Source organism: Halorientalis persicus (assembly GCF_900110215.1).
Classification (GTDB): Archaea; Halobacteriota; Halobacteria; order Halobacteriales; family Haloarculaceae; genus Halorientalis; species Halorientalis persica.
This window is the reverse complement of record NZ_FOCX01000060.1, coordinates 1-10,475: the sequence shown is the minus strand read 5'-3', so window position 1 is coordinate 10,475 and position 10,475 is coordinate 1. Positions and strand designations below refer to the sequence as shown.

General features: G+C 59.4%; 7 protein-coding genes and 2 rRNA genes. 2 read left to right on the top strand and 7 right to left on the bottom strand.

Features of this window, described 5'->3' with window-relative positions:
• On the bottom strand, positions 1 to 181 hold a 181-nt coding region (locus BMX17_RS26805; protein WP_211611467.1), incomplete at its 3' end, for a hypothetical protein.
• Between BMX17_RS26805 and BMX17_RS23850 the strand changes: the two genes are divergently transcribed.
• Positions 173 to 1,906: a transposase gene (locus tag BMX17_RS23850; protein WP_211611466.1), complete on the top strand. Its 1,734-nt coding sequence runs from the start codon at positions 173 to 175 to the stop codon at positions 1,904 to 1,906. The two genes, BMX17_RS26805 and BMX17_RS23850, sit on opposite strands and share 9 nt — an antisense overlap.
• A gap of 365 nt (positions 1,907 to 2,271) precedes the next feature.
• Here BMX17_RS23850 and BMX17_RS23845 read toward each other — a convergent pair whose 3' ends face one another.
• Together BMX17_RS23845 and BMX17_RS23840 are read right to left on the bottom strand one after the other, a co-directional pair.
• Entirely contained in the window at positions 2,272 to 3,042 is a 771-nt protein-coding gene (locus tag BMX17_RS23845) for a hypothetical protein (protein ID WP_092664850.1), read from the bottom strand.
• A gap of 138 nt (positions 3,043 to 3,180) precedes the next feature.
• Positions 3,181 to 6,081 carry an ATP-binding protein gene (locus BMX17_RS23840; RefSeq protein ID WP_170845555.1) on the bottom strand — a complete coding sequence of 967 codons (2,901 nt, stop codon included), beginning with the start codon at positions 6,079 to 6,081 and terminating at the stop codon, positions 3,181 to 3,183.
• A gap of 465 nt (positions 6,082 to 6,546) precedes the next feature.
• Between BMX17_RS23840 and BMX17_RS23830 the strand changes: the two genes are divergently transcribed.
• Positions 6,547 to 7,203: a helix-turn-helix domain-containing protein gene (locus BMX17_RS23830; RefSeq protein ID WP_092664841.1), complete on the top strand. Its 657-nt coding sequence runs from the start codon at positions 6,547 to 6,549 to the stop codon at positions 7,201 to 7,203.
• A gap of 381 nt (positions 7,204 to 7,584) precedes the next feature.
• Here the strand turns inward: BMX17_RS23830 and BMX17_RS23825 are convergent, their stop codons facing one another.
• The 4 genes from BMX17_RS23825 to BMX17_RS26800 all read right to left on the bottom strand — a co-directional run.
• Positions 7,585 to 8,733 (bottom strand): DUF2092 domain-containing protein, encoded by a 1,149-nt coding sequence (locus tag BMX17_RS23825; protein WP_092664836.1) that lies wholly within the window; start codon positions 8,731 to 8,733, stop codon positions 7,585 to 7,587.
• 253 nt (positions 8,734 to 8,986) lie between these two features.
• Positions 8,987 to 9,277: a PadR family transcriptional regulator gene (locus BMX17_RS23820; protein WP_092664833.1), complete on the bottom strand. Its 291-nt coding sequence runs from the start codon at positions 9,275 to 9,277 to the stop codon at positions 8,987 to 8,989.
• 527 nt (positions 9,278 to 9,804) lie between these two features.
• Positions 9,805 to 9,926, bottom strand: a 5S ribosomal RNA gene (gene rrf, locus BMX17_RS23815).
• Positions 9,927 to 10,103: 177 nt separating this feature from the next.
• Positions 10,104 to 10,475 (bottom strand): 23S ribosomal RNA (locus BMX17_RS26800); the annotation flags it as partial.

The following is a 10,475-nucleotide window of genomic DNA, read 5'->3' as shown; positions in this document are numbered from 1 at the left end:
GTTTGCATTGTTCAACGGCGAGAGCCACACGATGGACCACCGCCAAGGTTTCCTGCAGGACGTCACCACTTACGCGAATATCTGGTTTAAACAGCCTGAGCATAACGATATCGAAGAATTCCTCAAACATTTCCCGCCAGTCTTCAACTGGGATTATTTCGATAACAAGGCGATGTGGCATCGGAACGCCACGCCCGTCTACGCCGCCTTTCGCGCCCACTGCCTCCGGCTGATCAAGCAGTGGAAACACGAGACGGCGCTGCATCGCTACCTCTCGGAAAAGCCGTTCCTCGCGACGGCGCTGGGCTTCGACGGCATCCCCTCGCAGGATCGGCTCTGGAAGGACTGGAATCGTTACTTCTCCGAGGACGACCGGGAGTTGATCGCCGAAGCCGCCGAGGAGATCGTGAACATCGCCCGGTACCGGAACGTGCCCGCGCCCGACGAGGTGTTCCGGCCCGATGAGACTGCCGACCGGGAGGAGAGCGAGCCGGACAGCCAGAGCGTGCGCCACCTCACGCGCGAGAAGACGAAAGAGGTGTGGCAGCACGCCAAGCCATTCGTCACCAGCGCCTACGACCTCCAGCGCGGCGAGAACGCCGATGTGCACGAGAATGCGTTCTGGGAAGGCCACGCCTTCATCGGCCCGCGCGCCGAGACGTGCGTGAACGAGGGTATCGAATCCTTCGCGGCCGACACGACCCGCGACCGCGTCCAGGCCCCGAGTACCCACCGCCACCACCTCAGCCAGCTGGGCGTCGAGGATATGCGTCGGATGCACCGGGACTGTGTGTCCCAGCTGATCGAGCGGGCGCGCCGCGATTCGGAACTCGTCGGCAACCTCGTGGCGGCGATCGACATCACGAAGTCGAATCCCTACCGCTCGAAGGGGAAACTGGAGCGCGACGAGAACGGCAACGTAACGAATCCGTGGCTGCTGGGCTATCAGAACGACGCTCACGAATCGCCGCAGTACTACTTTCAGTGGGCGAGTATCCAGATCGTCGGGCAGGATATCCCGCTCGTCCTCGATGCGCTCCCGGTTCGGCGCGGGATGTCGCGCTGGGAGATCGTCGACGAGCTGCTCGAAGCGGCCACCGACATCGTCGACCTGGACCTCGTGCTGCTGGATCGTGAGTTCGACGCCGAGGACGTTCGTGACGCCTGCGAGACTCACGAGGTCCACTACCTCATGCCCGGGCGCATGGACGCCAGCGAGCGCGGGACGTGTACGGACCTCCGCCGGCAGGGAAAGCTCGTCCACGTCGAGAGCCAGCGGAATCTGGAGTACTACAGCGACGGTGCCGACACCTCACGGAAAGAGGTGTACGTGCCAGCGATGAGTGCCGATTGGTCGGGCGACGATCTCGACGCCGAGCCGGTCGAGGAGGACGATGACGAGGAGAGTCTGCGCCAGGAGTTGATGAGCGACTTCGCCGAGACTGTCGACGAGGACCGCGAGCGCGTGGGTGAGATGTTCTCCGAGGTTGTTGACGAGGTTCGGGAAGAGGAAGAGCAGCAGCCGACGCGCGGATCGGCCGCCGACGCCCGCCAGTACCAGCTGTTCAAGACCAACCATCCAGACATCGACGCGCCGGGGTCGGAGATGGACGAGATCGACACCGCGCAGATGGTGTCCGGGGTCCTTCGGCACTACCGGGCGCGCTGGGGCATCGAGAACGGCTTCAAGCAGATCAAGAGCTTCCGCGTCCGGACGACGTCGATGGACCACGGCTATCGGCTGTTCAACTTCCTGTTCGCCAGCACGCTGTACAACGTGTGGCGGCTGGTCGACCTCCTGGTGAAGCTGGAGTTGGAGGACGACCCGGCGCACAAGCCGCTCGTGACGGCCGATCTGTTCCTGACGATCGCGAAGCAGTGCTTCGGGTTGGAGCCACCTGACTGACGGCGTTCCTCTCTCGGTTCGCAGACTCGTGAGCGGCAGCGCTGCGCGGCGGGCTGGTTTTCAGTCGGTACGCGGGGTGTGGTCGACGTGACAGACTGGTGAATCGCGGCTGGGCGTTGGTTTCGGTGTGATCGACGGTCGAAGATTCGTGCCAGTTTAGGAATTATCGGCTACATTCCCAACTCGTGGCAGGTCCAGGCGTTGAGACTACAGCGGGTTTCGCGGGCCTGTGATACGTAGTCTCGATTGTCGTTGTCAATTCGGCCGTACAGCTTTCCAATGAGTGTCGAGTACACGTCCGACAAACAGCACGGGAACGCCCCGGCGGAGTTGCGCCGTATGGTGTCGGCGGTTGGAAAGGCAAACTACCGACAGAGTGTTTTCAGATAGCTGGTCAGCTGTTCGACTCGGTCCGTATCGAACGTCCAGTGACCGCGCCATCTCCCGCCCTCGAATTCGTGGGCGATGAACGCGATCGTCGTGGCAGGAGGTGACTGGTAGCTGACGAACCAATTCTGGGTGAAATCAGCAGACCGTCCGCCGTGTACCGTCAAATCGAGAGCCGACGGTGGGATTTTATCTGGCATACCGTATACGTGAACCTCGACATCCGTCTCTGCGAGCTGTTCGTATACCGCACGTGTCTGTGGATCGCCTGTGTCTGTCAGTCGGGACAGATACTGGACCCCGACACGTAACTGACCCCGCCGTTGTTCCCACGACTGCGCTTCGATGCACCGACTAATCGTCGTAAACAGCAACACTGGATGGTTCGATGAGGCGGATATCACCTCGAAAGAGCCGCCAGCCAGTTCGACGAGAATCGACGGAAACCTGAGATTAGCAAGCGATACAGTTGCAGTCTGGCCGATCTCGGCGGTAATCTGGTCAACAAGATAGGTGAATTCCCGTACTGGCGTAACTGACACGACTCGACCATTCTGGAACAATACGAGGGTGTCTTCCTCGACTTCCTCGACGATCTCCTCGGACACGTCGATGGGAGTGGCCTCAAATATGGCGTCAATTGCCGTATCGAAATCGACAACTTCGCTCCGGCGAGCGACGAACACCTCGTACTCGTCGTTTCCACGCGGGAGGAAGTCAGCCAACGACGCAGGCTGACCCGCCATCATGCTCGCACCACCCGGTTTTCCGGATTGACGCTACATCCGCCGGTCAAGAGGCCCACGATCGGAGACCAACAGGAGGTCCTATCGTGGGGAAGGAGAGCGCCTCTATTGCAGTACGGCCGGACTCGACGATCGAGATGGCTACTCATGCGGTTCGGTCTCTTCGTACTCGACACCGCTGATCACGAATCGAGCACCACCGGTAGCGGCTTCTTCCACGCGGATATCCCATCCGTGAACGTCGACTGCTCGCTCGACGATGCTTAGTCCGAGTCCGGTCCCATCGGTGGTTGACGAGTAGCCCTCCTCAAATACGTTCGCACGGTTCGACAGCGGAATCCCCCGACCCGTATCCTCGACGTAAAACCCGTCGTTCGTGTTCCCGACAGTCACGGAGACTCCCACTCCGCCATGTTCGTGGGCATTTCCAAACAGGTTCTCGAACACCTGTCTGAGACGGGTCTGGTTGGCACGTATCGTCCCCTGTATGTCGTTGTCGAGCGTCGCCGAAGTAGCGTCCACGCTGGCCCAGCAGTCAGCCACCATTACCGCAAGATCGACCGACTCGCGCTCTCGGATAGTGTTCCCAGACTGTGAGAGGGAGAGGACGTCTTCGATGAGCGATTCCATACGACCGAGGGCAGATTCGACGTGGTCGAGATGGGACCACTCACCCGACTCTCGAGCGAGAGTGAGCCGGCTCTGTGCCACGTTCAACGGATTCTTGAGGTCGTGGCTGACCACACTCGCGACCCGTTCGCGTTCGGTTGACACGGTACCATCCTGGGTCATCGCGACCCCTGCGTAGACCTCACCGGCGGCGTCCTCGACGGGAACAGTCTGTACCCGGTAGATTCGGTCCATGAATGCGATTGCTTCCTGCTGGGGCCGGCCGTCGAGTGCAGCCCGACACATCTCGATAAAGGGCGATGGGATCTCGCCGTCGAGCGCTTCCCGGACGTGTCGCTCTTCGAGACCCGCTGGGTCGAGGCCGACTTCTTCGAGTCCCTTGCCTGCAGCGACCTGAAACCGCATTTCGGAATCGAACAGGAAGAGGCCACCGTTGGGGAAGTTTTCGGCGACGACTCGATAGTGTTCTCGGGTCCGTTCGAGTTCACGTTTGCGTGCCTTTTCCTCGCTGACATCCGTTGTGACTGCAATCAGTCCAGTAATCGCGTCACCGTCACCTCGCAATGGTGCCGCGGAGATTCGCAAATTGATCGTCGTGCCGTCGCGGGCCTGGCGCTGTAGGTCGAGATCGCGAATGGTTTCGCCTGCCAGGACACGTTCGAAGCGGTCTTCGAAATCGGCGGCTTGTGCGGGGCTGAACAGGTCGAGAGAGTGTATCTGTTCACCGAGAGCAGTCTCTTCCCCGAACCCGAACACCTCCTCGGCCGCGTCGTTCCACAGTTGGATCGCGCCAGTCGCATCGAGGGCCAGAATCGGCTCGGGGCAGAGCTTGACGATGGTTTCGAGTCTCGTCGCCGTCGCCTGAAGGAATTCCTCGCGTTCCCTGCGCTCGCTGATATCGCGGCTAACGATGAGATGCTGGCCAGGGACGATGTCGGTTTTGGCCGTGTACTCGATGGTACTCACCCCACCATCGGCACTGATGATGTCCAACTCGTCGCGTTTCATCTTGGCGGCCTGGATCTCTCCCCACTCTGCCTCGAAGTCGAACTCGGTTGGGAGGAATTCCTGCATCGACCGTCCGAGCAACGCCTGGCGGTCCTCGCCGTAGATGCGGGCGGCTTCCTCGTTGACGGCCAGAATACGAGCCGAATCGTCGGTAATCGTCATGCCGTCACCCGCCTCTTCGAAGCTCGCTTTGTACTGGTCGCGTGCGCGGCTGAGTTCGGTCAGTTGCTCGTCGTTGCTCCCCATCGGTGTCCGTGGAACGGTGATCGTCAACGTCGTTCCGTCGTCGGTGATTGCCGGAGTGATCGTTCCATCGTTACTCGCGACGATCCAGTGGGCCAGCCAGAGACCAAGTCCAGAACCGCGTTTCAGCGGTGTCTCCTCACCAGTCTCCAGCACGTCGGCTTCGTCGCGGGAGAGCCCTGGCCCATCGTCCGTGATCCGGATTTCGACCGCCTTGGGAACGGTCTCGATGGTGACGGTGACCGTCGGCGAATCGCCACCGTGCTTGGCGGCATTTTCGATGAGTTCTTCGACCGCGCGGCCGAAACTCGACAGTATCGACGCTCGGGCCTCCTGTTCTGCTTCGATCGTAATGTTCGCATTTGGGTTCGCTTGTTCGACGGAGGTCACGCAATCACGGACGAGCGAAACGATGTCGGTGGGCTTTCTCTCCAGATCGGTAGCGATCACACGGCCCAACTGGCGGCCTTTCTCGCTCAATTCGAGCAGTGTATCGACCCTCTGGAGCGTCTTTTGCCGCATGGTTTCGGTGTTCTGGGTGTCGCCCATGAGCTGGGTGTGCCCCCGGATGACGGGCATCCCGTTGCGGAGGTTGTGTCGAAGCACCCTGTTGAGCACGACAGCCAGGTTGGTCTGTTGGTGGAGTTGTGCCTCGTGTCGCTCCCGTTCGAGTTCGCGTTCGAGCATCTGGCCGATAAGTTCGGAAAACATGGTCTCGCCCTCAGTGAATTGCTCTTTCCGGGGGGTTTCGGCGACGAAGCAGACTGTCCCGTACGGTTCCCCGTCGAGCATGAGTCTGGTCCCGTGATAGCAGTGCAATCCGTGCCGCTGGAAGGCTGGATCGTCAGCCCAGCCCTGTTTCGGGGCGTCGCTGAGTACGATCGGGTCCTCCGCGTCGATCGTTCGCCGACAGTAGGTTGTCCCAAGGTCGAGCTCGAGTCCCGGCGGATAGTCTCCATCGGGTCCATCAGTACTGACTGTCGCCTCCCAATGCCCAGTCTGCTGATCGATTCGCGTGAGGTGGCCGTTGTCTGCATCGAGGTATCGCTTCCCGATTTCGAGGGCCCCCTGCGCTTTGTCTTCGAAAGAACCCTCGCTCAAGAATATCTCGTAGAGATCCTGTCTCGCCTGCCGTCCCGAAAGCGATGCAGACTCACTCACGGGAGTGGCTCCGACACTGATGGGCAAGCATTCCAAATACTAGACCCGACCGCCGACGACCCGGAGGAGTCCCCGCCCTCGAACCAACCAACTGCGGAGACCGTCTCGATCTGTCTGGTGGGCATACTGTGGATTAACTGGTGTCGTTCGGACAACCATTTGGCATGGTCTACCAAGACGTATAACAGACCACTGATCCAGCTTGTGTGTGAGCCAGATACCACCACCTTTCGGAAACTGACGGCCAAGGGCGGACAGTCTCTCTTCACTCCCTCGCATTCGGAGACGACGGGGCGATGACGTCACGCTGCGGCCAAGGTCGGGAGGAATGGCTGTTTGACCTGGGTGACTGCTACTCGGTGTATCGTCGGTTAGCGATGCCTGATACACCAGGCCTGGGAGTCTTATCGATACAGGCTCTACGATGTCGCTACCTACTGTGCAGTTAAACAGATGTGTCTCTAAATGGCTGTTATCGTCGAGCTAACTGTCCCGGCTGACGCCTTCGAATTGGGACAGATACTACGGGTAGAAGGGGCGACAAAGATTACGTTGGAGACGATGGTGCCGTTAGGCGGACGGCCAATACCGTTTGTTCGAGTCCACAACGGCACACGAAATGCGTTCGAAGAGACTGTCCGAGATCACCCGACGGTCACAGAGCTTACGCTCGTCAATTCACACGATGGAGAACGATTGTACGCACTGGATTGGGATTCGTCAGGTGCCTCTCTATTGCAGACGATTCTCGGTTTGGGTGGTGTCTTGTTGAGCGCGACTGGCACCACCGACACGTGGAGTCTCGAACTCAGGTTTCCGACCCACGATGCACTTTCGGAGTTCCAGGAGTATTACATCGACCAGAACATCCAGGTATCCATCAAGCACATCTACAATCCCACGAAGCCCGATGCCGGGCCATGGTTCGGATTGTCACCGACGCAGCGCGAAACACTCATACACGCGGTGGAGAGCGGTTACTATTCACTGCCGCGTGAAATCTCGACACAGGAGCTCGCTGATGCGTTCGATGTCTCTGATCAAGCCATAACCGAACGGCTCAGGCGAGGAATTTCTGCGCTAGTCCAAAACACATTGTTAGTCGATCCGGAGCAAGACTGATTTGGACTTCTCTGGGGCAACGACTGCGTCTCGTTCACCACCGGAGGTGAGTCCCGCCCCAAGGGGCCCTTACTCAGGAGCCTTGCTTCCAGATGCACCGATAGCGTTCTCGCTCACCGTATGCAGGTTCGTATCCCTCGGTCCTGTCATCTCGATCTACGAAACACACAGCATCTCCGTCCAAACGGGGCTCACTCGAGCGTCACCCGATTGTTGTGCTGGAACTTATCCGGAGCATTTCCGGGATCTCGGGCAGTGTCGCCACTCAGATGGCGCACTAGTCAACCGAAGGGTGTGGGACTGACTGCGAGCAATCGCCGTGTGAGACCAATGTGGAGGGTGTCGTAGCTGGAGTGGGCGGTGCTACGACTTCTGGCGTCCCTACTCGTCGGTTAGTGACTCCGCGGTTTCGATCGTCTCGGATTTCGACAGGTCACCGACGATACTGACGGTGGCGTTGTCACGGGGGAGCGTGAGCACTGCGGTCGTTTCACCGCCGAACTCGAATTCAGTGTAGTAGGCGGTATGGCCAGCAACGTCGACTTCGTCGTACCGCTCTACGTCGTCATACTCGACCGCAGTCGGGCCGCGTGTCGAGATCGTCACGGTATCGTTGTTGGCGGTCTCGTACTGGAGCGTGATCGAGTGATGGTCCGAACCGTCGAAGACACGAGCTTGCTCGAAGCTGTAGTCCTCGGGCAGGTCCGGCTCGGGGACCGTCTGGGAGGTGCCGTTCCTGAGCGCCGATAGCGACTCGTAGGACTCCATGTTCGATTCGTAGCTGGGCCTTTCGGCGTCGTCGGGAATGTCGATCGTGAACCGATCGTCCGGGATCGACGCGTTCACCGTGACGTTCTGGAATCGGCTGGTTGTCTCGTACTCGAAGTTCTCGCTGTCGGTCGCGATGTGGATCTGTCGGGGGAAGTGCGTCTCCGCATCGATCCAGAGTGTCGCATCAACGGAGCGGGAGTCCGACATCGTACTCGCGTTCGCGGGCGTCACGTTCAGCCGGTACGTCCGCTCGCCGTCGATCCGCTCAGTCCCCACATACGACAACTTGCTGGTGTCGATCGTTCGGTCGAGCGGGACCCTGGCGGTGACGTCACCAGTGTTATTGTACGTACTGACAGTGTTTTCAGCATCGTTGTAGATCACCGTCTTGCTCTCGTTGCGGACAGTGATCGTCTCGCTCTGGTTGGTCTCTCGTTCCATTCGGAGCCGATCGTTTTGATAATCGACCCAGAACTGCTGTTCGGCAGTTCTCGTCTGGTTGCCGTTCGTTTGCACCTCACTCTCCATCGTCAGGACGACGGTATCGAGCGAGGCCATCCGATCGCGGAACGTCTCGACAACGTCATCGTCTCCCGGAGCTGGCGACTGGCTAACAGCGGGAGATTCACTCGTCTGTGCAGGCTGTTCAGGAGTCGGCTCCAGGCTCATCGCGGCCGCTCCAGCGACGACACTGGAACTGACCAGCAGGGAGCCGAATGTAACTGCCAGGAGGGCAGTTCGTAACTCATCAGGGACCATTGCAGGTCACTCTTCCTCCCCTATCGACATAATACGGGAAGCGCCGGTTCAGGGAGAGAACTCCAGACAAAGATATAAGTATCTGTGCTACTCCCGCCCCAGCGGTGATTCCCGTCTCCAACCGGAGTTACGGTAGACGAGTGCGAACGTCGCACTCGCGATGCCGATACCACTCACCAGTCGCTCGTCAGTTCCCCGATCGCGAAGTGGGGTACACGTTCGTGTCGAGACGGGAGTCAGAACACGAGTCGTTTCAGGAGCGGCACGTTCCGTCCTCGAGGTAGCTGCTCTCCCACTCGCGTCGGGCTCCGATTTCGCGCTTTGCACGCCCAGTTAGCGAGTACGCGTTGGTCCGAAGGTCTTTGGCGCGTTTCTCTAGCAGGCCCTTTTCGACGAGTGTATCGAGGTTCGGATAGAGACGACCGTGATGAACGTCCTTCTCGTAGTATTCCTCGAGCTCGTCTTTGACCGCAAGTCCGTGTGGCTCCTCGAGCCCTGCAACGACGTACAGGAGGTCACGCTGAAAGCCAGTGAGGTCCTCCATCGTTCTGTCAGAGATAGCCGCAAGACGGTCGTTCTCGATCGGACGGTTCTCGGGTGGGACAGTGTCTCTGTGACATCGTCTTCGTCGTCGAGTGCAGCCCTCATTAACTGAGGCGAGGCGTTGCTCGCCTCACAACGCCCCGAAATATTTACTATCCTATTCGCTCGGCCCTATTCGCTGTTGCTGGCTCTGAAACACGCTGCTACCGATTTTTATGGACCGGAGCGTAGGGACAACTGCCGACAGTCCGCCGACAGTCGCTCCCCCATGAAACGCTCCAAGCCCGACTGCCGGCTCGCTGTCGGCTGGTCCCCCATGACACACACAGACTCCGATCCACGCGACATCGCCGATCGAATCCGGGTACAGCGGACTCAGAAACAGAACCGGCGAGACAGTCAGGACGAATAGTCATCCCTCTGGCCGAGGCCGACGACGAGTGTGCCGAGTAGAGATGCCTCTTGAGCAGTCGTTCGAAATGGAAAGACCCGCACCAGCGCGATGCTGGTGCGGGTCGAAGGTATGAGTGGAGGCGGCGAACCGGGTCTCCCAGAGGCTCGCGCACTCAAGTAGGCCCCGGAACGCAGGCGGGCTTAACTTCCGTGTTCGGGATGGGTACGGGTGTAACCCCGCCGCTGTGGCCGCCTTAACGCCGATCCACGGAATCGAACCGTGGCGGAACACCTGTATCGGTGTCTCGAACGTCGAGAGACGCTCGAGGCTTGAAAGGCTTGTCTTTCAGTGGTCGATGTAGACGACCGTGTATACGTGCAATCCAGTTGACGCCTGGACCCGTTTCGTCGGGTCTGTGTGTCCAAATGCGGTATGATTGGTGGCTTCGATCAGTTAGTGCTCGCGGGCTAAACACCTCGTCACCTCGGCGCGTACACCCCGAGTCTATCGATCTCGTCTTCTACGAGTGATCTCGGCGGTATCTCTTTTCCAGGTGGGTTTCGAGCTTAGATGCGTTCAGCTCTTACCCCGTGTTGCGTGGCTGCCCGGCACGTGCTCTCTCGAACAACCGGTACACCAGTGGCAACCATCCGTAGTTCCTCTCGTACTATACGGACGTTCCCGTCAGATACCATGACACCCCCAATAGATAGCAGCCGACCTGTCTCACGACGGTCTAAACCCAGCTCACGACCTCCTTTAATAGGCGAACAACCTCACCCTTGCCCGCTGCTGCACGGGCAGG